Genomic DNA, 22904 nt, shown 5'->3' with positions numbered 1-22904 from the left:
TGAAGTAAGTTTATTCATAAGGGAATTGCTTAAAATTTTCTTATAAAAGAAGGAAAAGATCATCTTTTATCGAATTATAATAAATAAAGGCTCATTAGACAAAGAAGTGAAAGGGGTGTGCAAAATATATGGAGACATGGTTAATTGAATTAGCAAAAGGTGTAGGCAAACTTTTCTTTAATCCGCTAATATATTGGTTTTTTATTGTTACATTCATAGCATCATTTACCAGGATTAAGAAAGAACGAAAATACTTTGGTACGAAAATATTTACTATATTTGATGAACTACGTTACACATGGAAAACGACACTTTTAGCTGGATTAAGCTTATCTTTAGGTATGTTAATTATTGGTGCGTCGCTTCATTATCTCATGATTGCAGGACTTGTTTTGTTTACTATTTTATTTTCAATTGGGAAAAGGTTCACGTGGTTATCAGCAGCGTATACATTTGGATTTACCTACATAGCCTTACTCTTTTCTCCATATTTCATATCCTATCTACCAACTTCATGGAATACGGAGATAAAAGACTCTCAATGGTTGATATTCACTACTTTAATGGGGATTTTTATTTTAATCGAAGCGATTAAAATGATACGTATACAACAAGAAGAAACCTTTCCTGAATTAAAGAAAGGCAGTCGTGGTAAATGGGTAGGACAACACCGAGTAAAAAAAATAATGCTCATACCTTTCATAAGTCTATTGCCAGCTGGGTTAATTACACCATTTGCTGATTGGTGGCCGATATTTTCTATAGGTGAAACAGAATTTGGACTCTTATTTATTCCTGCAATAATTGGTTTTGAACATGTAGTAAGAGGTTCAATGCCTATAAAGGCGACACATAAATTTGGACAATCGTTATTAATATTAGGTTTTATCGTAATTGGGTTTTCGATAGCAGGCTATTATATTACTATTTTTACATTAATAAGTGTGGTTATCGCGATTATTGGACGTGAGCTATTAGCGTTACAATTCCGATTACGTGATTTAAGAAATCCTACTTATTTTGCAGTAGAAGAGACTGGATTAAAAGTATTAGGAATTATCCCAGGTACACCAGCAGAGAATATTGGATTAATGATTGGTGAAAAAATTATCAAGGTTAATGGCCAACCTGTTTCCAGTGAGCAAGCATTTTATGAAGCACTTCAGCTAAACAGTGCATATTGTAAACTTGATATTCGAGATGAAAGAGGGGAAATAAGATTTGCGCAGCGCGCCCTCTATCAAGGAGAACATTATGAATTAGGAATTATTTTTCCTAGCGAAACAACATGGAAAATAGAAAAGGCGCAATAATTTAATTTTCATATAAATTTAATAGAAATTTCATCATTTTGCCGTTAATTCAATGTATAATTACTTAGTAATATAACTTGAGTGCCTTATGAAAGGTTGAGCGGAATGAATACTTTACAAAAAAGGTTTAATGATTGGAAAAATGGTTTATTAGTGTACAAATTCGCTTTAGATGAAATTGATACAAAATTAAGTATTCTAAGTGAAGAGTTTGAATTTATTCATAATCACAATCCAATGGAGCATGTTAAATCGAGATTAAAAGAACCGAATAGTATTATGGACAAGTTAAATAGAAAAGGGTTAGAAGTCACACTATCTAATGCAAGAGAACATGTACGTGACATTGCTGGTGTTCGAGTAACTTGTTCATTTGTTGCGGATATTTATAAAGTTTACCATATGCTTAGTCAGCAAGATGATATTAAAGTACTTGAAGTAAAAGATTATATTAAACATCCAAAACCAAATGGATATCGTAGTTTTCACCTCATTGTTGAAGTGCCTGTTTTTCTTGCTAATTCAACTGAACATGTCCCAGTAGAAGTACAAATACGAACAATCGCGATGGATACATGGGCGAGTTTGGAACATAAAATTTTTTACAAATATGATCAAGAAATCCCTCAAGAATTAAAAAATGAATTAAAACAAGCAGCAGATACTGTAAGAGCACTTGATGACAAAATGGAATACATTCATACGCAAGTGGAAAGAGAAAAACATAAAGTAACACCGACTATATTGAAATAACAAGACGCGCATACAATCATGATTGTATGCGTGTCTTTTGATATGAATGGGACAAAAAATAAGTGCCACTAGTTGGCTGTTATGAATCTGGAATGTATTCATTATATAGCTTGTTAAAAGAGTTTGTTAACAATACTGTCGTTTATGACTGAATAACTATAGACTCTGTCGTAACTGCCACGTTGATTTCCGCTTCAGGCAGTCGCTTTCCGCGGGCAAATGTTTTCGGTGGGGCGAGTAATCGCAGTCCCAAGTCTTCAGCTAACTCCGTAAAGCACAAATCGCTTTAAGGAGTGGATCTTCAGATCTTGCTTTTCCCGCAGGACTTTGAATTTACTTCCTGAACCAACACCGCACGAAGAAAATCGAACTATATTTTCGAGGATCGACTGCCCTACGCTACAATCAATCGGTATAATGTTAACAACTGTAGTGATAAGTACAATAAAACTTTATGACAAGCAGATAACGTATTATTTTTAAAGTCTGTCCAGTGACCGATTGCCTGTGTTATAAACTAATTCGAATAGCTATTCAAAAAAACGGTTTTCTTTGGATGATAATTCTTCAAAAAGTTGGCGAACATAAGAAGCATGGTAGTTTTGTATGTAGTTGATTTAATGTTTGCTAACTTGTATTTTAATGACAAATAACAAGCATTTTATATAATTCTTAATTAGCAGGCTACACTAGCGGATCAAGCGAAATGGGCGAGACTCCTGCAGGAACAGCACGGGCTGAAGATCCATTCGGTAAAGTGGTTTTCTTTACCGAATTAGCTGAAGCCGTGCCTGCGGAAAGGGAGCCCATTTCGCTTGAGGAGCGAAGCATAGATTATCTTGTATTGAACTTTATATAAAGTGAGTTATATTACGACTGAGTTTACCTCAAGTTCGTGATCAGATGCAGATGCTTTCAAAATGAGCACGAGTCAACTTTAACATTGGATTGCAGACTTCTCAAGTTTGCCAAGATCTAAATTCGCGTTTTATCAGTGAAAGTTGCGTTATAAAAAAACTGAAATAGCTTCACCATGCGCAGTTAACTAAATGCTTCGTTACTTATTTCCTGGGGAATAAAGAGTCTGTTTAAAATACAGATACATTCTGAGCATCTATTAAATGATCAAGGTTATCCTATTAGCGTTTTGTATAGGGATGCAAGGGGTATAACTACAGTATCCTGATATGAAGGAAGGTTAAGAAATATGAGAAAAGTTGCAGTAATATTTAACCCTGCAGCAGGGAAAGCAAAACTGCTGCAATTAAAAGAAAAAATTATAAATACATTAGAAATAGCTTTTGAGGAAGTAACTGTTTATGAAACAAAGCAACCAGGAGATGGTGCAACATATGTGAACCAAGTTTCAAGTCAAGTTGATCTAATTATTGCGGCTGGCGGTGATGGTACAGTAAATGAAGTGATTAATGCGATCGCCCCGCTAGAAAAACGACCTGCTTTTGCGATCATCCCTGGGGGCACAAGCAATGATTTTTCTCGGGAAATTGGAATGTTACAAAACCCGTTAAAAGCAGCTGAACAAATTGCTGAAAAAGAAACAAAAATGATTGATATTGGACAAAGTGATCATTACTATTTTCTGAATTTTTGGGGCATCGGTATCATTACCCAAGTTTCTGAGACAGTTGATTCAAATTCGAAACAAAATATCGGACGATTGGCTTATTACTTACGTACCCTACAAACAATTGGCGAAGAAAAGTCTTTTCATCTAAAAATAGAATCTGATAATGGAATTTGGGAAGATGAAGCTGTTATGCTTATTGTGGGTAACGGTACATATACTGGTGGGATTCGAGCTTTCTTTCCAGAAGGAAGCATCCATGATGGGTTGTTAGATGTATTGGTTATCAAAGAAGCATCTTTACCAACTTTTTGGTCTATTCTTCAATCAAAAGTAGATAATAACGAGCAAATTAATGAAGGAATTAAAGCTTTTAAAACAAAAAGTATAACTGTTACAGCAGATCCAGCACAAAATATTGATTGTGATGGAGAAAGACAGAATCAAACACCATCAAGTATTACTGTTTTACACAACCATATACAAATGGTAGTCGGAAATATCGAATAGTTAAACGAAAACACGCCAAAAGTTAGAATGTAATCTAACCTTTGGCGTTTGGCATAATGGGATCATTCTATTATCGTTCGATGGTCAATAGTTCTCGTAATTCATTTTCTGATAACGTAGATAGCATCGTTTCACCTGGTTTAATGATTTGATCCACAAGCTCTCTTTTTTCATGTTGTAATTGAAAAATCTTTTCTTCGATTGTTCCTTCAGTTATTAAACGTATAACTTGGACAACCTTCTTCTGTCCAATTCGATGTGCACGGCCCGCTGCTTGTTCTTCAACAGCTGGATTCCACCATAAATCAAATAGTATAACAGTGTCTGCTCCAGTTAAATTAAGTCCTGTACCACCTGCTTTTAAGGAAATAAGGAAGACTGATTTCTCACCTTCGTTAAAAGCATCAGCCATTTCTAATCGCTGTGATGGTGGAGTGGAGCCATCTAAATAAAATACCTCATGTCCGTCTGCTTGTAGTTCTTTGTTGATTATTTTTAACATGCTTGAAAATTGTGAGAAGATTAATAGTCGCTTACCACTTTGCCTTAATTCATCGACTAATTCTTTTAGATGTTCTAATTTACCAGATTTTCCAGTATAGTTTTCTAAGAACAACGATGGATGACAACAAATTTGTCTTAAACGTGTAAGCCCAGCTAATATTTCTAATTTACCTTTTTCAAAGCCTTTTTGTTCAATTGTTTCAGCAATCTTCTCTTGCATTTTTTCCACATATGCAAGGTACACTTGCTTTTGATTTTTAGTTAGCTCTGAATATTGTTCTGTTTCAATTTTATCTGGTAATTCTGCTAACACATCCCGTTTTAGACGGCGTAAAATAAATGGTCTTGTAATCATTGCGATATAAGCAGGATCTTGTTGTAAGAAGTGCTTTTTTGTTCCGAAAAATCCTGGTGATATCGTATGAAATATTGACCATAATTCATCTAATGTATTTTCAATAGGCGTACCGCTCAATGCGAAGCGATGTTTTGCTTGAAGTGAACGAACAGCTTTTGCTGTTAAAGTAAGATGGTTCTTAATCGCTTGTGCTTCATCAAGAATCAATGCATCAAATGGTACTGATGCGTATATATCTTGGTCTTTTCGCATTAGTGGATAAGAAGTAATTAACACATCCACATCAGTCAATTGTTCTACGATTGCTCTACGTTGTTGTTTTGTCCCGACAATTACTTCTGCACGTAAAGAAGGTGCAAACTTCGTAATTTCCTTTCGCCAGTTATAGACCAGTGAAGCAGGTGCAATGACTAACGCTTGATATTTACCATCTGTTTTTTCTGCTTTTTCACTTAATAAATAGCTTATTGTTTGAACTGTTTTTCCTAAGCCCATATCATCTGCTAGAATGCCACCTAAATGGTAGTAAGAGAGCGTTTTAAACCACTGAAATCCTACAAGTTGATAGTCGCGTAAATCGGCATCTAACGTAGTTGGTAAATCAAATTGCAAATCTTCTGGATGTTTTAAGGCAGTTAACATTTGTTCAAACGTATCTTGATAATGTGCAACTTCAGCTGGAAAAGTCTCTTCTATTTGTAAACTTCGCGCTGCTGAAATTTGAACTTGTCCATCCTGAAGATCAGACTTACTTAATTGTAGTTGGTCAATAAATTGTTGAAACGATTCAAATGATTCATTTTCCAAAGCAAGTAAAGGCCCATCTGGAATCCGGTAATAGCGTTTTTTCTCTACTAATGCTTGTAGAAGTTGTTGTACTTCTGTATTTGATATCCCTTTAACATCAAAGGAAACGTCTAACATTCCGGTAGTGTTATTCACTTGAATATTGGCTTGTAATTCTGGTTCTTCTGCACGAACTAATTTTTTCACCTCATCAGAAATATAAACAAGTGCATGGTTATGAAGTTCTGGTAAAGCATCATGTAAAAACCTGTAGATATTTTCATTATTAAATAGTTGAAAACGACCATTTAAATAATAAAAACCAGCTTGTTCAAGAAGTTGTAAAATTGATCGTTCGGCTTTCATTTCACGTTTTATTACTAAATTAGAAGCCTGATGTGATTCATATGGTGCAAGTTCATAATCTCCATACTGAAAAACAACATTTGCTGTAAGTGTATCCTGTAATTCATCTAAATATATTTTTGTCTTAAGTGATGTTATCGCAAGTAGTTCGTTTGTTTTTTCAGAATAAATGGGTTGCCCTATTCTTTCTAATTTCGGCATGACATTTGATACAAATGCTTCCATCTTATCTCGGGCAATCAAATGTACATGCTTGGTACGATAAGGCAATAATGAAAACAGCTGATCAATAATTAAGCGCTGTTTAGCATTTGTAAGATAAAAGGTGTGTGCTTCATATAAATAACCATATCCATCAAAATAATTAAAACGAAGCAAAGCACCCAGATTAATAGAGAAGCTATCTTCATTCTCAAGATCTATTGGAAAAGTAAGTGGTGGTAGCTTATCTTCCAAGAAAAAGCTTCCGAATATTTGGCCTTGTAAATCTTTCATCGTATGATCTCTTGCACTAATTCCTTCTAATAAAGGCTTGGCTGAATTTGGTGGTATTCTAACCGCACGTTTGTTTGTCATTCCATAGTCATTATCATATAGAATTTCATTTTGATAGGCCTGTATAAGCTGATCTATGATGTCTTTGTCCTCTTCTGCAAACTTATGAAGTAAAGGATCATATGTGAATGTATTTGTAACAGGGTATGGTTGCTGATTTTTAACGTGGGTAAGAAAGGTACGGATTTCTTTAATTATATACGTTTTTTTTATACCAACTTGTAACTCAACTTCTAAAAACAGTTTTGCATTTTGTGTGTTTTTACGTTGAATTAACGTATAATCAATCCGAAGCTCTTTTGCATCCAAAACATGCGCTCTATTTTCACTACTAAAAGCTTCTAGCATTCGTAATGTGAATGGATCACTTTTAGCTTGCGGTCTCACTGGCAATGTTGGGTTTGGTTTCGTCGTACTAGTCAAGACTGTCTGACTAGGGTCATTAGAATTACTGTTACTTATTGCGAGTAAAACTGCTGCAATGTGTTTACAAGTGAAATGTGTGGCGTATGCAGGACAATCACAATTACCTTCTAGCTCATCGTCATCAAAAAAGAAAATACGAACGTTGTAGCTACTTGCTCCACGAACTTGTGCACTCCATGTGTTAATTGTTTGATTGTATGTTAAACCAATGACTCTTCCTTTTTTGAAGTAGTCAAAGCCCCTTTTATAAAACCGTTGGCCGGTTATTTTGACAATGTCTTGTGTTTCTAAAAAAAAGGTACGCATAATTATTTCCCTACCTTGTCTTGTATTAGCAAAAGTATATCTTTTCATTATAACAAATAATTGTCGTCAAAAACTGTAAGAATGAAAATTTTTATTTGTATTTTAAGGATCAATTGATTAAAATGGGCAGTCATTTGGCGTGAAAATAGTTGACTTTATCCTAAAAAACGTGCTATTTTTACTAACGTGAATAGACATTTAAAAAGCACTTATACATTAGATGAAGGAGCATTATACCGATGTAGAAATCCCTTAGTAATCCATGTTTTATAAATGAATCAAATTAAAGATAGGAAGGGATTTATAAAATGACAATGCAAGAAGAAGTAAATAAGAGAAAAACATTTGCGATCATATCACACCCTGATGCTGGTAAAACAACATTAACAGAGAAATTGTTATTGTTTGGTAACCTAATTCGAGAAGCAGGGACTGTAAAAGCAAAAAAATCAGGTAAATTTGCTACATCTGACTGGATGGAAATTGAGAAACAACGTGGAATTTCTGTAACGTCCAGTGTGATGAACTTTCCATATAAAGATTATAAAGTTAATATATTAGATACACCGGGTCACGAGGATTTTAGTGAAGACACGTATCGTACATTAACAGCTGTAGATAGTGTTGTGATGATTATTGATGCAACAAAAGGTATTGAAGCCCAAACTATTAAATTATTTAAAGTTTGTAAAATGCGTGGTATTCCGATTTTCACTTTCATCAACAAAATGGATCGTGAAGGTCGTGAACCATTAGCACTTTTAGAACAAATTGAAGAAGTTTTAGAAATCGAAACATATCCAATGAATTGGCCTGTTGGCATGGGTAAGCGTTTCTTAGGCATATTTGATCGTCAAAATAAACAGTTTGTACAATATAATGGAAATGAAGCAGAAACAACTATTCCTTATGCAGATTTAGATAATCCAGAGAATAAGGCACTTGTGGAAAATCCAACATATCAAGATACATTAGATGAGTTGGAATTAATTGAAGAAGCAGGAGATGACTATTCATTAGATGCGGTCTTGAGTGGGGATCAAACACCAGTTTTCTTCGGTAGTGCTTTAGCGCCGTTTGGTGTGCAAAGTTTTTTTGATACGTTTATCGAAATGGCTCCCAAACCTGTTCCTAGAAAGACAACAGAAGGATTAGTTAGTCCCGATAACCCGGATTTTTCAGGATTTGTCTTTAAGATCCAAGCAAACATGAATCCAGCCCATCGTGATCGTGTAGCATTCCTACGGGTTTGTTCAGGTAAGTTTGAGCGTGGAATGAGTGTTAGATTAGAACGAACAGGTAAACAAATCAAATTGTCTCAAACACAACAATTTGTGGCTTCCACTCGTGATACAGTTGAAGTTGCCTATGCAGGTGATATTATCGGGATATATGATCCGAATGCATATCGAATAGGTGATACATTAACAGAAGGTAAAGAATCTTTTGTTTATGATGAATTACCACAATTCCCACCTGAGTTATTTAAGCAAGTAACTGCAAAAAACGTAATGAAATCAAAACAATTCAGAAAAGGTTTAGAACAACTGGTCCAAGAAGGTGCAATTCAATTATTTACACGTTATCCGATGGAAAGCTACATTATCGGAGCTGTTGGTGAATTACAGTATCAAGTATTTGAACATCGTATGAAACACGAGTATAATGTAGAAGTAACGTTAGAATCTATCGGTGAACGAGTACCACGCTGGTTAAACCAGGAACAAGTCGATACGACGTTATTCGACGATCGAAACCTGTTAGTTAAAGACCGTGAAGGAACATTTTTAGTATTATTTAAGAATGATTTTGCTCTTCGTTGGTTTAAAGATAAACATAAAGATATCGAGTTAATTGACTTGTTTGAAGTCAATCAGTATGATCAATCTTATTAAAAGATAATGTAGTAAAGAAGCTTGGGGTAACTGTACCTCAAGCTTTTTGTTACATATCTTTTTAAATATGAATAAAACGAATATTTGTTCGCATTTTGGTTTGAAAAGTAGTATAATGTGGTATCATAGATAAGTGAAGAGTAGAACGGAGGGTGCATCGTGGTAGATAAATTTGAGTTAGTGTCGAAATATAAGCCCGAGGGTGATCAGCCATCAGCAATTAAGGAATTAGTTTCCGGAATTAATGCTGGTAGACGTGAACAGACATTACTTGGAGCAACAGGAACTGGTAAGACATTTACGATGTCTAATGTTATTACAGAAGTAAACAAACCGACGTTAGTCATTGCTCATAATAAAACACTTGCTGGACAACTATATAGTGAATTCAAAGAGTTTTTTCCTAATAATGCTGTAGAATATTTTGTTAGTTATTATAATTATTATCAGCCTGAAGCATATGTTCCTTCGACGGATACATTTATAGAGAAAGATGCAAGTATTAATGATGAAATTGATAAATTACGACACTCAGCAACGTCTGCCTTATTTGAAAGAAAAGATGTTTTAATCGTAGCAAGTGTATCGTGTATTTATGGTTTAGGTTCTCCTGAAGAATACCGAAATCAAGTATTATCCATTCGGGTTGGAATGGAGAAAGACCGAGACGCATTACTTCGTGAATTAGTCGATATTCAGTATGCACGTAATGATATAGATTTCCAACGTGGTACATTCAGAGTTCGTGGAGATTCGGTTGAAATTATTCCGGCTTCTCGAGAAGAACACTGTATACGAGTTGAATTTTTTGGTGATGAGGTTGATCGTATACGAGAAGTAGATGCGCTAACTGGAGAAATTGTTGGTGATCGCGAACACATCGCTATTTTCCCTGCTTCCCACTTTGTTACTGGTGAAGAAAAATTAAAAGTCGCTATGAAAAATATTGAAAAAGAATTGGAAGAACAGCTAACGTTTTTCCGTGAAAATAATAAATTACTTGAAGCACAGCGAATTGAACAGCGGACGCGTTATGATTTGGAAATGATGGAGGAAATGGGTTTCTGTTCAGGGATTGAAAACTACTCTCGTCATTTAACATTGAGAGAAGCTGGTTCAACTCCATATACGTTAATTGATTATTTTCCAGATGATTTCATGATTGTTGTTGATGAGTCACATGTAACGTTACCACAGGTTCGTGGAATGTTTAATGGTGACCAAGCAAGAAAGCAAGTTTTAGTTGATCATGGATTCCGATTACCATCTGCAATGGATAACCGTCCGTTGACATTTAAGGAGTTTGAAGAGAAGGCGAAACAAATGGTCTTTGTTTCGGCAACTCCCGGTCCATATGAATTAGAGCACACGCCTCAAATGACAGAACAAGTTATTCGTCCAACAGGTTTACTAGATCCTCCAGTGGAAGTTCGCCCAATTGATGGTCAAATAGATGATCTGATTGGCGAGATAAATAAACGGATAAAACTAGATGAACGGGTACTCATTACAACGTTAACTAAAAAAATGTCAGAGGATTTAACCGACTATCTAAAAGAGATAGGAATGAAGGTTGCTTATTTGCATTCTGAAATTAAAACATTAGAGCGGATTGAGGTTATTCGTGATCTACGGGTCGGTAAGTTTGATGTCATTGTTGGAATTAACTTATTACGTGAAGGTATTGATATTCCAGAAGTATCTTTAGTTGCTATTCTTGATGCTGATAAAGAAGGTTTCTTGCGGTCTGATCGAGCATTGATTCAAACAATGGGACGAGCAGCACGTAATGAAAATGGACGTGTCATTATGTACGCGGATCGGATGACAGATTCAATGAGTCGGGCAATTGAGGAAACAGAACGACGTCGTGAAAAACAACAAGCATATAACGAAAAACATGGTATTGTACCTACGACAATCAAAAAAGAAGTTCGTGACGTTATACGCGCAACTATGGCTGCTGAAGATTCAGCGAAGTATGAAGGTGATGCACCAAGTTATAGTAAGATGACGAAGAAAGAAATTGAGAAACTGATTGAAAATATGGAAAAAGAAATGAAACAAGCTGCGCGTGACTTGAACTTTGAAAAAGCTGCTGAGTTACGTGATATCGTTATACAGCTGAAAGCGGAGGGGTGACAATCAATGGCTAAAAAAGCAATAACCATTAAAGGTGCACGTGCACATAATTTAAAAAATGTTGATATTGAAATTCCAAAAGAAAAATTAGTTGTGCTTACAGGGCTATCAGGTTCTGGGAAATCATCATTAGCTTTTGATACGATATATGCTGAGGGACAACGACGCTATGTTGAGTCTTTATCTTCCTATGCGCGTCAATTTTTAGGACAAATGGAAAAACCAGATGTTGATGCTATTGAAGGGCTTTCTCCAGCCATTTCAATTGATCAAAAAACAACGAGTAGAAATCCACGTTCTACAGTTGGAACAGTAACAGAAATTTACGATTACATGCGTTTGCTATTTGCTCGAATTGGCCATCCAGTATGTCCGAAGCATGGTGTAGAAATTTCATCACAAACTGTGCAACAAATGGTTGACCGAATTTTAGCTTATCCAGAAAGAACGAAACTTCAAATTCTTGCGCCAGTAATATCTGGGCGTAAAGGTGAGCATGTTAAAGTGTTAGAAAAATTAAAACAAGAAGGTTATGTACGTTTACGCATTGATGGAGAGATGCGAGAAATTAGTGAAGAGATTGAGCTTGAGAAAAATAAAAAACATTCGATTGAAGTTGTTGTTGATCGAATTGTTGTTAAAGATGGTATTTCTGGTCGACTTACTGATTCGTTGGAAACAGCATTACGTTTAGGTGAAGGAAAAGTGAAAGTTGATGTAATGGGAGAAGAAGAATTGTTATTTAGTGAACAACATGCATGTCCCATTTGTGGTTTTTCCATTGGTGAACTTGAGCCACGTTTATTTTCCTTTAATAGTCCATATGGCGCTTGTGAACGTTGCGATGGTTTAGGGACGAAATTGGAAGTTGATGTTGACTTAGTAATCCCTGATACTGAATTAACCTTAAATGAGGGGGCAATTGCAGCTTGGGAACCAACAAGTTCACAGTATTATCCACAACTCCTTAAAAGTGTTTGCGAACATTACGGTATTGATATGGATACACCAGTCAGTCAATTACCTCCTGATCAGTTAGATAAAATACTAAATGGAAGTGGAAAAGAAAAAATTCACTTTCATTATGAAAATGATTACGGTATGACGCGTGAAAATGATATCTTTTTTGAAGGAGTTCTTGCTAACCTTGCGCGCCGCCATCGTGAAACATCTTCAGATTTCATTCGTGAACAAATGGATAAATATATGGCACAAAAGAACTGTCCGAAATGTAAAGGATATCGTCTGAAAACGGAAGCAACAGCGGTATTAATAAATGGTAAACATATTGGCAAAGTAACAGAGCTCGCCGTTACGGAAGCAAATGATTTTGTTTCTAATCTTACTTTATCTGAGAAGGACAAAACAATAGCTGAAATGATTGTAAAGGAAATTCAAGATCGACTAACCTTTTTAACTAATGTTGGGTTGGATTATCTAACATTATCACGAACAGCTGGTACGTTATCAGGTGGAGAAGCACAGCGAATTCGCTTGGCAACACAGATTGGCTCAGCATTGACAGGTGTTTTATACGTGTTAGATGAACCGTCTATCGGATTACATCAGCGTGATAACGATCGATTAATTGCAACACTCAAACAAATGCGCGATTTAGGCAACACGTTGATTGTTGTCGAGCATGATGAAGACACAATGCTAGCAGCCGATTGGTTAATTGATATTGGCCCTGGTGCAGGAGAACATGGTGGTACTGTTGTTGCAAGTGGCACACCAAAACAGGTGATGAAACAGAAGAAATCACTTACAGGCCAATATTTATCCGGTGAAAAGTTTATTCCATTACCAGCGAACCGTCGTAAAGCTGATGAAAGATTTGTAGAAATTATTGGTGCGGAAGAAAATAACCTTAAAAAAGTTAATGCGAAGATTCCAATTGGTGTTATGACAACTGTTACCGGTGTATCTGGTTCTGGTAAAAGTACGCTTATTAATGAAATTCTTCATAAAAGTTTAGCAATGACATTAAATCGTGCGAAGCAAAAACCAGGTAAACATAAATCAATTAAAGGTAGCGAACATTTAGAAAAGGTAATTGATATTAATCAAGCACCAATTGGTAGAACACCACGTTCTAATCCTGCCACCTATACAGGTGTATTTGATAATGTTCGAGATGTCTTCGCTTCAACAAATGAAGCAAAAATTCGTGGCTATAAAAAAGGAAGATTTAGTTTTAATGTTAAAGGCGGACGGTGTGAAGCTTGTCGTGGTGATGGTATCATAAAAATTGAAATGCACTTTTTACCAGATGTGTATGTATCTTGTGAAGTTTGTCATGGTAAACGCTATAACCGGGAAACGCTTGAAGTAAAATATAAAGGGAAAAATATTTCTGAGATTTTAGATATGACAATAGAAGAAGCATTAGGCTTTTTTGAGAATCTTCCAAAAATCAGAAGGAAATTACAAACCGTTTATGACGTAGGTTTAGGCTATATCCGTCTAGGACAGCCTGCAACAACACTTTCTGGTGGAGAAGCACAACGTGTGAAGTTAGCAAGTGAATTACACCGGCGCTCAGATGGAAAAACGCTATATATATTAGACGAGCCGACAACCGGTTTACATGCTGATGATATATACCGTTTGTTAGGCGTATTACAACGTTTGGTCGAAAACGGAGATACTGTTTTAATTATAGAACACAATCTTGATGTGATTAAAACCGCCGATCATATTATTGACCTTGGTCCAGAAGGTGGAGATCGCGGTGGTCAAATCATCGCAACCGGAACGCCAGAAGAAGTTTCAGAGATTAGTGAATCGTATACAGGATATTATCTAAAACCAGTTTTAGAAAGAGATCGTTTACGAATGGAAACAAATATACAAGAAAAAGAAAAACTAGCACAATCTTAAAAGAAAAGCTTGGAAGCACTTCTTGCGTCCAAGCTTCTCTTTAACTTTTGCTTAATTGAATCGAGCGAACAGTCTGCAAACATCTAGATAAATAAAAATGGCTATCTGAAGTCAGCTTTTTGACGTTTTCACCTTTTTTGGGTAGAGTATAATTAGTTAGAAGAGTCGGAAGGGGTGTTTCGTAATGAATGTAATTGATCAAGAAAAAGTGCAATATGAATTAGAAAAATTCTTAAATAAAGATGTTTATATACATATCGAGACGACAAATGGCGCATATGCGAGTCATCATAATGAGAAAGCTTTTAATGTTGGTGTATTTATGCGAAATGCTAAAGTACGTTATAACCAAGCGAAAATAGTTGGAAACCCAACAAGTTATCGTGTAGGTTTAAAAACAGAAAACGGCTGGATCTATGCGGAAGGTGTTCGCGAATATGAAATAGATGAAGAAGGGCACCTACTTATTGCTGGACATGATCAAGAAGGAAGATTATTAGTTACATTAGAAATTAGTGAGAATCCGTTTGTAAATTAACAAAATTGGTAGATCAAGCTTAAAAGGAGCTGAAAATAGAATGGAAAAACACGTTGTTGTTATTCTTCCACACCCAGATGATGAAGCATTTGGAGCTGCTGGTACAATTGCACGATTTCGTGAAGAAGGTGTACCAGTTACCTATTTATGTGGCACGCTAGGAGAAATGGGTAGAAACATGGGTAACCCTACCTTTGCAACACGCGAAACGCTACCTAAAATAAGAAAAGAAGAATTAATTGCGGCATGTAAAGTATTAGATATTGAATTAAATATGCTTGGTTATCGTGATAAAACATTGGAATTTGAAGCAAGAGAAGAGGTTGCCAAGGATTTATTAGCACGCCTAGAAAAAATAGAGCCAAGTCTTGTAATTACACATTATCCTGATCATGCTGTACATCCCGATCACAATGCATTTGGGGCTGCGGCGATTGAAGCAGTTCGTTTAATGGACGCTGAGAAAAGACCAAAAGTGTGGGCGCAAGCTATTACAAATACAAGAGTAGAAGACATAGGTGAAGCGGATATTTCGATAGACATTACACCTTTTTTCGAGAAGAAATTAGCAACAATCATGGCTCATACATCGCAAGCATCTGGTGTGTTAGGTAGTATAAATCAAGTAGCTGCGGATATGGAAGAGATTGTGAAGAAGAACTTATCTGTAGAGCAATTCTATACGTGGAATTTCAATAAGTAATAAAGAAGTAGTACGCGATTCAAGTGTGCTACTTCTTTATTTTTTTATACGTTTTAAAAATGATCAAAAGTGGAATATAAAGAATATGTAATTTAGTTGCTTAATTGAATAAAAGGATAATTTATTTAAGAAAGTCATACAATATAGATAGATAAGAGGAGGATGAAAAGATGGATAAGAAATTATACCGTTCAAGTAGTAATAAAATGGTGTCAGGTGTTTTGGGTGGTTTAGCAGAATATTTTAATTTTGATGCAACAATTATACGCTTGATTTTTGTTGTCGCCTTGTTGTTCACTGCAGTTTTCCCATTGTTATTTGTTTATATTGCAGCAGCATTTATTATGCCAATTGATGGAGAAATATAAAATGACCCGTTGGATCGTTTCGCTATTATTAAATGCTGTAGCTTTAGTTGTTGTCGCGTACCTATTTGATTCTTTTTATCTGGAAGGATTCGGTACAGCATTACTTGCAAGTCTTATTTTGTCAGTTTTAAATGTAATTGTGAAACCTATTTTGGTTTTGCTGACATTACCCATTACGATTGTTTCACTTGGCTTTTTCTTATTTGTAATCAATGCGATTACTTTAATGTTAACGCAAGCGTTCATTGGTGATACATTTGTGATTAATGGCTTTGGTATAGCGATTTTATCGGCAATTATTTTAGCTATCCTAAATCTCATATTAAATCGATTAATTAAAGATACACTATTTTTGAATAGATAAAGCGTAAAGGTATAACCCTTTACGTTTTTTTCTTTTGGCTCTTTTCGCAACATTGTATCTTTTTAATAATCAGAGTTGATAGAAAATGTGCATAACATGCCGCTTTGGAAATATACTTCGCTTTCCGTGGGCACGTCTTCAGCTAACTTAGTAAAGCAAAAAACGCTTTACTAAGTGGATCTTCAGCCCGCGCTGTTCCCACAGGAGTCTACGTATAATTCCAAAGCTAGTTCAGATTCTACATGATGATTGTGTATGTAATAATGACACTCTAGTGGGAACTGCCCAAGTTTTCGATGGGATGAGTAATTGAATTGCAGTACCACAAGCCACAGAAAGGGAACCCACTTGCTTCATTCCCTAGATAACCTGATTCTTCATAGTGAATATTGTTGTTTACTTCTCCTAACTAGCGTATCAAGTGAAATTGGCGACACTCCTGCAGGAACAGCGCGGGCTGAAGGTCCACTCGGAAACGTTCTTTGTTTCCGAGTTAGCTGAAGCCGTGCCTGCGGAAAGGGAGTCAATTTTACTTGAGAAGCGGGTCAGGTAATTCTGTTGTGTCGCAGTTGATGATAATTCCGACGCAATGAACGCTACGTCGTAGTTTATGATAATTAAGTCGTAAATAACAATCTTTTAGAAGTTACCCTTTCTTTATAACTATATTTAAACATCTTTTTAAGCTATAATTAGCATTGATTTTAGAAAGTTAAATGAGGTGAAAATATCGCAATGAATCCAGACCTTATTTTCGAGTTTATGGATCATGATGGGAGTACACAGAAGACTGAATTCCGTGAGCCAATTAAAATATATCAAACAAAGTTATTAACAGAGGTTACGTCTATTTTTAGAAAAGCTGAAAAGGCAATCGATGCTGGCTTTTATGTAGCTGGATATGTTTCATACGAAGCTGCAGCTGCTTTTGAAGCGCGTTATCATGTCAAAGAAAGTGGCAACCTACCACTTGTATGGTTCGGAGTATACGAAGCTCCTTCAGCAATCGAAGCAACACCACTATTACAAGACTACACTGTTTCCGATTGGACATTTACATCAAGTGAGGAAAGCTACCAAGAAGGCATTAAAAATATTAAACAAGCTATTGCGCGTGGAGATACATATCAAGTTAATTATACGAGCCGGTTACAGGCAACTTTTACTGGGGATGACTTTGCTTTTTACAAACAGTTGATTAAAAATCAGCAAGCACCATACAGCGCTTATTTAGATATTGGAGATTTTAAAATACTATCTGCCTCACCAGAATTATTCTTTCGAGTGAACAATAGTACCATCACAACAAAACCAATGAAGGGGACGGCACCTCGTGGTCGTTATGGTGAAGAAGATAGGCAGTTAATAGAACAATTAACCTCCTCTGAAAAAGAGCGTGCAGAAAATATGATGATTGTTGATCTTTTACGAAATGATTTAGGAAAAATCGCAAAAAAAGGCACAGTAGCTGTACCGAATCTTTTAGATGTGGAGTCCTATCCAACTGTTAATCAAATGACCTCGACGGTAACCGCAGAACTTGAAAAAGATACTCATTTATTAGACTGGTTTACTGCGCTATTTCCATGTGGATCGATTACTGGTGCACCAAAAATAAAAACGATGGAGTATATAGCAGAACTTGAAGATACTCCTAGAGAGGTTTATTGTGGTGCGATCGGTTTTATCACTCCTAATAAAGAAGCAACATTTAATGTACCGATTCGCACAGTTATTATTGATAAAGAAAGTCAAACAGCTACTTATGGTGTAGGTGGAGGGATTACTTGGGATTCCACAGTTGAAAATGAATATCAAGAGATGAAAACAAAAGCAAAAATGTTAACAGAAAAGCGTCCTGATTTTGATTTACTAGAATCGATCTTACTTGATCATGGGAATTATCCATTGCAAGAATATCACTTGAAACGGTTGCTTGAGTCAGCAAGCTATTTCAATTTTAAGATAGACATAGCGACCGTTAAGCAAAAATTAAATCAAGTATTGCAAGGTCATCCATCTAAAAAATATAAAGTTCGACTCCTTGTTTCTAAGCAGGGCGAGGTTTCCACAGAAGTTCAAGAAGTAAAAGAGATAATTGGCGATGTCGTGTGTACATTGGCATCATTACCAATTGATAAACAGGATCCTTTTCTATTTCATAAAACGACTAATCGAACGCACTATAAGCAACACCAATTAGACGATCCAAACGTATTCTCTACTTTATTATGGAATAAGCAACATGAAATAACAGAATTTATAATTGGTAATGTTGTAGTAGAAAAAGCTGGTACATACTATACGCCACCACTAGATTCTGGTTTATTAGCTGGCACCTATCGTGCACACTTGTTAGAAACAGGTATTATTCAAGAAAAAGTCATTAACCGTAATGATTTAGCAAGCTTTGATCGTATTTGGTTTATCAATAGTGTTAGAGGTTGGCTTCCAGTTACATTAAATAATATGTAAATAGTATTTTAACTAATCGACTAATTTGGTGAATGTATATATAATAAATGCTACAATAAGTATACACTATAAATCCACAGCGATGATGATGGTATGATGGAGGGATTAAGATGACAAAGGTTCACACGCAAGATTTATTGGATCAATTTAAATTAGAATTACTAGCTGGTAAAGAAGGCTTACAGCGTGAAATAATTATGAGTGATATATCTAGACCAGGAATTGAAATGACGGGTTACTTCAGATATTATCCGAAAAAAAGATTACAATTACTTGGTAAAACAGAACTTTCTTATTATAAGGATCTTTCTTCAGCGGAAAGAACAGATCGTGCGAAAAGAATGTCTACGGATGAAACACCAGGAATAGTCGTATCAAGAGGGATGGAAGTTCCAGATGAATTAATCAATGCTTGTGAGGAAGCGAACGTTCCGTTATTACGTTCTCCTTATAAAACCACACGTGTTGTAAGTAGATTGACTAACTTCTTAGAAGCGAAATTTGCACCATTCACAGCAATGCACGGTGTATTAGTAGATATTTATGGTGTCGGTGTTTTAATTATGGGACAAAGTGGTGTCGGGAAAAGTGAGACAGCTTTAGAATTAGTAAAACGAGGACATCGTCTTGTAGCAGATGATAGTGTCGAAATTAGACAAGAGGATTATGATCGTTTAATTGGTTCTTCTCCTCCACTAATTGAACATTTATTGGAGATAAGAGGCTTAGGCATTATTAATGTTATGACATTGTTTGGTGCTGGATCCGTTCGCTCCTATAAAAAAATATCTTATGTGATCAATTTAGAATCTTGGGATGATAAAAAAACGTATGATCGACTAGGATTAGAAGAAGAAACGATGAAAATTATCGATGTAGACGTGCCAAAAGCGATTTTGCCAGTACGTCCAGGTAGAAATTTAGCAGTTATTATTGAAGTTGCAGCAATGAATTTCCGTTTAAAACAAATGGGTGTTAATGCCGCAGAGGAATTCTCAACAAGATTAACAACAATGATTGGAAAAGAGAAGACAAATCTTGGTCCGGATTTTGACTTAGATTAGAAAGAAGAAGGGGGAAGTTTGTTTTGCTATTTACTGTATCACCACCAATTGATCGAATCTTTATAGAAGTAGGACCATTCACCATTTATTGGTATGCGGTCATTATTGTATCAGGCGTATTTTTAGGATTGTGGATGGCAACTAGAGAATCTGAACGACTGGGTTTGCAGAAAGATATATTTACAGACTTAATTATTTTTGCACTTCCAATCGCAATTATCTCAGCCAGAATTTATTATGTGATATTTGAATGGGAACAATACCAAGGAAGGCCTTGGTGGAGCATCTTTGCAGTTTGGGAAGGTGGAATTGCAATACATGGTGCGTTAATAGGATCCGTGATCACTGCAATAATCTTCGCTCGTGTTAAAAAAGTGTCGTTTTGGCAACTAGCAGATATCGCAGCACCTGGTCTTCTTTTAGGCCAAGCAATTGGTCGTTGGGGTAATTTTGTCAATCAAGAAGCACATGGCGGTCCAGTGTCAGATGCAGCTTACGATAATTTCATTCGATTCTTGCCAGATTTTATAGAAAATCAAATGTACATAGATGGTGTATTATACCATCCAACTTTCCTATATGAATCGGTATTAAGTTTCATTGGTATTATCCTACTGCTTATACTGAGAAAATATAACCCTTTACGTGGGGAAGTATTTCTTAGCTATATTATATGGTATTCAATTGGACGCTATTTCATAGAAGGAATGCGTACAGATAGCCTCTATATTATTGGTACATTAAGAACTGCTCAAGTCATTTCAATTGTGCTTGTCCTAGTTGGTATAGCTCTTATTGCATATCGTCGGAAATCAAAAACTGTCAATAGACGATATAATGGCAAAAAAGTCTAGGAGGATTGAATGTGAAAGAGATGCTGATTCGAGGTGTGAAACAAGGATTAGAGGTAACATGGACACTAAGTAAGGTCATATTCCCCATTACCGTGCTTATTACGATTTTACAATTCACACCTGTGTTGCCTTGGGTTGTAGACGTGTTGACTCCAATGATGAGTTGGATAGGTCTTTCTGGTGAGGCGGCAGTGCCATTAGTATTAGGTAATACGTTAAATCTGTACGCCGGCATTGCTGCAATTGTTTCTTTTGATTTTACTGTAAGAGAAGTGTTTATTATGGCAGTTATGCTGTCTTTCTCTCATAACTTATTTATTGAGTCATCTGTTGCAACACGTGTCGGAATTAAATGGCCAATTGTTGTTGGTATTCGCATTACACTTGCACTATTTTCTGCATTTATGATCCATACTTTTTGGGAAGGTGGACAGGAACTGGCGCAGTATGGATTTATTTCATCAGATCCTGCTCCTCCTGAAGGTTGGTTAGCTATAGGAATCGAAGGTATCCAGACGGCAACTGTTAGTGTACTGCAACTTGCACTTATTGTTATACCATTAATGGTTATACTACAAATATTCCGTGAAATAGGCTGGATGAAGAAAATATCTGATCGTTTAGAACCATTTACAAGACTAATGGGTATGAATACTAATGCTTCAATGACTTTAGTCGCGGGTTTATTAATTGGTTTGGCATATGGGGCAGGAGTAATGGTTCAGGCAGTAAAAGAAGACGGAGTGTCAAAGAAAGACATGTACTTGGCTTTCATTTTCCTTGTGTCTTGTCACGCTGTTGTGGAAGATACACTTGTTTTTATCCCACTTGGTATACCAGTTTGGCCACTATTATTGATCCGGCTCTTTACTGCACTTATTTTAACAGCATGCATCGGCTTCATTTGGAACCGAAATCAGTTGAGAAAAAGAAAGGAAGAATTAGCAGATGGACATTCGTACGATTCTGTTTGATTTAGATGGTACATTGATAGACACAAACGAATTAATTATTGCATCTTTTACACACACATTAGAAAAACATAGTGAAACACCTTATACGAGAGAGCAAATATTATCATTTATTGGTCCGCCTTTATATGATAGTTTACAGCAAGTTGATCCAGATAATGTCGAGACAATGGTTGCAACATACCGAGAACATAATTTAGCTAATCATGACAAATATGTTACGGCCTATCCTACTGTCGTTGATACGATTAAGACATTAAAGGAAAAGGGCTATCAACTTGGAATTGTTACGACAAAAATGCGTGATACGGCTCTACTTGGTCTAAAACTTACAGGAATGGAAGACGCGTTTGATATTGTGATCGGACTCGATAACGTTACAAATGCTAAACCACATCCTGAACCAATTATTAAAGCATTAACGCAATTAAAAGCAAACCCGCTTCATGCAATTATGGTAGGAGATAACTATCATGATATAGAAGCCGGACAAAATGCAGGAATAAAAACGGCAGGAGTGGCATGGTCTATCAAAGGCAAAGAAGCTTTAGCTGCTTATAAACCTGATTATATGCTTGAAGAGATGCGCGATCTATTAAAGATTCTCGAGGTGTAGATAATGCGAAACACGGAACGCTATTCTGTAAAAGGTGCAAATTCATTATGGCATATTTACAAAACAGTTCCTTTTTGGAAAGTGATTAAAAATTTTATTGTGATTCAACTGGCAAGATACACGCCAGTTCTATCATTAAAAAATTGGTTGTATCGAACTTTTTTGAGAATGAAAGTTGGCGATCAAACAGCTTTTGCTTTAATGGTTATGTTAGATATTATGTTTCCAGAACGCATATCTGTAGGAAAAAACACGGTTATAGGATATAATACAACTATTCTCGCACATGAATACTTAATTAAAGAATATCGTTTAGGAAATGTTTCAATAGGCGATGAAGTGATGATTGGTGCCAACAGTATTATATTACCTGGTGTTACGATCGGTGATGGCGCAGTTATAGCCGCAGGTACAGTTGTACATAAGGATGTAACGAGTGGGACATTTGTAGGTGGAAATCCGATGCGGTTAATTTACTCGGAAGAAGAAATGAAAAATAGGTTAAAACAAGATGATTTTTTTAAAGATCATGCATAAGTAAATAATCATAAACTGCGCGCGAAACAAAA

The 22904-nt window shown here is 35.9% G+C and carries 17 protein-coding genes; 16 read left to right on the top strand and 1 reads right to left on the bottom strand.

The window, feature by feature from the left end; translation table 11 throughout:
• The first annotated feature begins 128 nt into the window (after nt 1–128).
• From DM447_RS14245 to DM447_RS14235, 3 genes are all read left to right on the top strand, one after another.
• On the top strand, nt 129–1313 hold the full coding sequence (locus DM447_RS14245; RefSeq protein ID WP_112181852.1) for a PDZ domain-containing protein: 1185 nt from the start codon (nt 129–131) through the stop codon (nt 1311–1313).
• 105 nt (nt 1314–1418) lie between these two features.
• Complete coding sequence (locus DM447_RS14240; RefSeq protein ID WP_112181851.1) at nt 1419–2066, top strand: GTP pyrophosphokinase; 648 nt, start codon at nt 1419–1421, stop codon at nt 2064–2066.
• A gap of 1207 nt (nt 2067–3273) precedes the next feature.
• Complete coding sequence (locus tag DM447_RS14235; protein ID WP_112181850.1) at nt 3274–4161, top strand: diacylglycerol/lipid kinase family protein; 888 nt, start codon at nt 3274–3276, stop codon at nt 4159–4161.
• A 70-nt stretch (nt 4162–4231) separates the two neighbouring features.
• On the opposite strand, the gene DM447_RS14230 is transcribed toward DM447_RS14235, so the two are convergent.
• Nucleotides 4232–7462, bottom strand: coding sequence for a DEAD/DEAH box helicase (locus DM447_RS14230; RefSeq protein WP_112181849.1), 3231 nt, complete (start codon nt 7460–7462; stop codon nt 4232–4234).
• A gap of 308 nt (nt 7463–7770) precedes the next feature.
• Here DM447_RS14230 and DM447_RS14225 point away from each other — a divergent pair, with 308 nt between their 5' ends.
• The 13 genes from DM447_RS14225 (at nt 7771) to DM447_RS14165 (ending at nt 22872) form a co-directional block, all read left to right on the top strand.
• Nucleotides 7771–9357, top strand: a complete 1587-nt coding sequence (locus DM447_RS14225) for a peptide chain release factor 3 (protein WP_112181848.1) — start codon at nt 7771–7773, stop codon at nt 9355–9357.
• Between the two features lie 159 nt (nt 9358–9516).
• Complete coding sequence (gene uvrB, locus DM447_RS14220; protein ID WP_112181847.1) at nt 9517–11499, top strand: excinuclease ABC subunit UvrB; 1983 nt, start codon at nt 9517–9519, stop codon at nt 11497–11499.
• Nucleotides 11500–11505: 6 nt separating this feature from the next.
• The gene (gene uvrA / locus DM447_RS14215) at nt 11506–14382 is read left to right on the top strand and encodes an excinuclease ABC subunit UvrA (RefSeq protein WP_112181846.1); all 2877 of its coding nucleotides are present in this window, start codon (nt 11506–11508) and stop codon (nt 14380–14382) included.
• A 184-nt stretch (nt 14383–14566) separates the two neighbouring features.
• Complete coding sequence (locus tag DM447_RS14210; RefSeq protein WP_112181845.1) at nt 14567–14920, top strand: YojF family protein; 354 nt, start codon at nt 14567–14569, stop codon at nt 14918–14920.
• 40 nt (nt 14921–14960) lie between these two features.
• Nucleotides 14961–15623 (top strand): bacillithiol biosynthesis deacetylase BshB2, encoded by a 663-nt coding sequence (bshB2, locus tag DM447_RS14205; protein WP_112181844.1) that lies wholly within the window; start codon nt 14961–14963, stop codon nt 15621–15623.
• Nucleotides 15624–15793: 170 nt separating this feature from the next.
• Nucleotides 15794–15991: a PspC domain-containing protein gene (locus DM447_RS14200; RefSeq protein ID WP_112181843.1), complete on the top strand. Its 198-nt coding sequence runs from the start codon at nt 15794–15796 to the stop codon at nt 15989–15991.
• A gap of 1 nt (nt 15992) precedes the next feature.
• Nucleotides 15993–16355, top strand: a complete 363-nt coding sequence (locus tag DM447_RS14195; RefSeq protein ID WP_112181842.1) for a phage holin family protein — start codon at nt 15993–15995, stop codon at nt 16353–16355.
• 762 nt (nt 16356–17117) lie between these two features.
• A complete protein-coding gene (gene pabB / locus DM447_RS14190) occupies nt 17118–18830 on the top strand; it encodes an aminodeoxychorismate synthase component I (protein WP_241964530.1) in 1713 nt (570 codons plus the stop codon).
• A 110-nt stretch (nt 18831–18940) separates the two neighbouring features.
• Nucleotides 18941–19894 carry an HPr(Ser) kinase/phosphatase gene (hprK, locus tag DM447_RS14185; protein ID WP_112181840.1) on the top strand — a complete coding sequence of 318 codons (954 nt, stop codon included), beginning with the start codon at nt 18941–18943 and terminating at the stop codon, nt 19892–19894.
• Nucleotides 19895–19917: 23 nt separating this feature from the next.
• Nucleotides 19918–20748, top strand: a complete 831-nt coding sequence (gene lgt, locus DM447_RS14180; protein WP_112181839.1) for a prolipoprotein diacylglyceryl transferase — start codon at nt 19918–19920, stop codon at nt 20746–20748.
• An 11-nt stretch (nt 20749–20759) separates the two neighbouring features.
• On the top strand, nt 20760–21722 hold the full coding sequence (locus DM447_RS14175; protein WP_112181838.1) for a nucleoside recognition domain-containing protein: 963 nt from the start codon (nt 20760–20762) through the stop codon (nt 21720–21722).
• Entirely contained in the window at nt 21697–22335 is a 639-nt protein-coding gene (gene ppaX, locus DM447_RS14170; protein ID WP_112181837.1) for a pyrophosphatase PpaX, read from the top strand. The genes DM447_RS14175 and ppaX overlap by 26 nt, the downstream gene beginning before the upstream one ends.
• A gap of 3 nt (nt 22336–22338) precedes the next feature.
• Nucleotides 22339–22872 carry an acyltransferase gene (locus DM447_RS14165; protein WP_112181836.1) on the top strand — a complete coding sequence of 178 codons (534 nt, stop codon included), beginning with the start codon at nt 22339–22341 and terminating at the stop codon, nt 22870–22872.
• The last annotated feature ends 32 nt before the right edge of the window (nt 22873–22904 follow it).

Origin of the sequence: Paraliobacillus zengyii (assembly GCF_003268595.1) — a bacterium.
Lineage (GTDB): Bacteria > Bacillota > Bacilli > Bacillales > Amphibacillaceae > Paraliobacillus_A > Paraliobacillus_A zengyii.
This window is presented reverse-complemented; position numbering and strand designations above follow the sequence as displayed.

What these genes read in the sequence shown, in the direction of transcription:
- ppaX (WP_112181837.1), top strand. Translation starts at nt 21,697, where the DNA reads ATGGACATTCGTACGATTCTGTTTGATTTAGATGGTACATTGATAGAC.
- DM447_RS14240 (WP_112181851.1), top strand. Translation starts at nt 1,419, where the DNA reads ATGAATACTTTACAAAAAAGGTTTAATGATTGGAAAAATGGTTTATTA.
- DM447_RS14200 (WP_112181843.1), top strand. Translation starts at nt 15,794, where the DNA reads ATGGATAAGAAATTATACCGTTCAAGTAGTAATAAAATGGTGTCAGGT.
- DM447_RS14235 (WP_112181850.1), top strand. Translation starts at nt 3,274, where the DNA reads ATGAGAAAAGTTGCAGTAATATTTAACCCTGCAGCAGGGAAAGCAAAA.
- DM447_RS14245 (WP_112181852.1), top strand. Translation starts at nt 129, where the DNA reads ATGGAGACATGGTTAATTGAATTAGCAAAAGGTGTAGGCAAACTTTTC.
- DM447_RS14165 (WP_112181836.1), top strand. Translation starts at nt 22,339, where the DNA reads ATGCGAAACACGGAACGCTATTCTGTAAAAGGTGCAAATTCATTATGG.
- uvrA (WP_112181846.1), top strand. Translation starts at nt 11,506, where the DNA reads ATGGCTAAAAAAGCAATAACCATTAAAGGTGCACGTGCACATAATTTA.
- hprK (WP_112181840.1), top strand. Translation starts at nt 18,941, where the DNA reads ATGACAAAGGTTCACACGCAAGATTTATTGGATCAATTTAAATTAGAA.
- DM447_RS14225 (WP_112181848.1), top strand. Translation starts at nt 7,771, where the DNA reads ATGACAATGCAAGAAGAAGTAAATAAGAGAAAAACATTTGCGATCATA.
- DM447_RS14195 (WP_112181842.1), top strand. Translation starts at nt 15,993, where the DNA reads ATGACCCGTTGGATCGTTTCGCTATTATTAAATGCTGTAGCTTTAGTT.
- pabB (WP_241964530.1), top strand. Translation starts at nt 17,118, where the DNA reads ATGGATCATGATGGGAGTACACAGAAGACTGAATTCCGTGAGCCAATT.
- bshB2 (WP_112181844.1), top strand. Translation starts at nt 14,961, where the DNA reads ATGGAAAAACACGTTGTTGTTATTCTTCCACACCCAGATGATGAAGCA.
- DM447_RS14210 (WP_112181845.1), top strand. Translation starts at nt 14,567, where the DNA reads ATGAATGTAATTGATCAAGAAAAAGTGCAATATGAATTAGAAAAATTC.
- DM447_RS14230 (WP_112181849.1), bottom strand. Translation starts at nt 7,462, where the DNA reads ATGCGTACCTTTTTTTTAGAAACACAAGACATTGTCAAAATAACCGGC.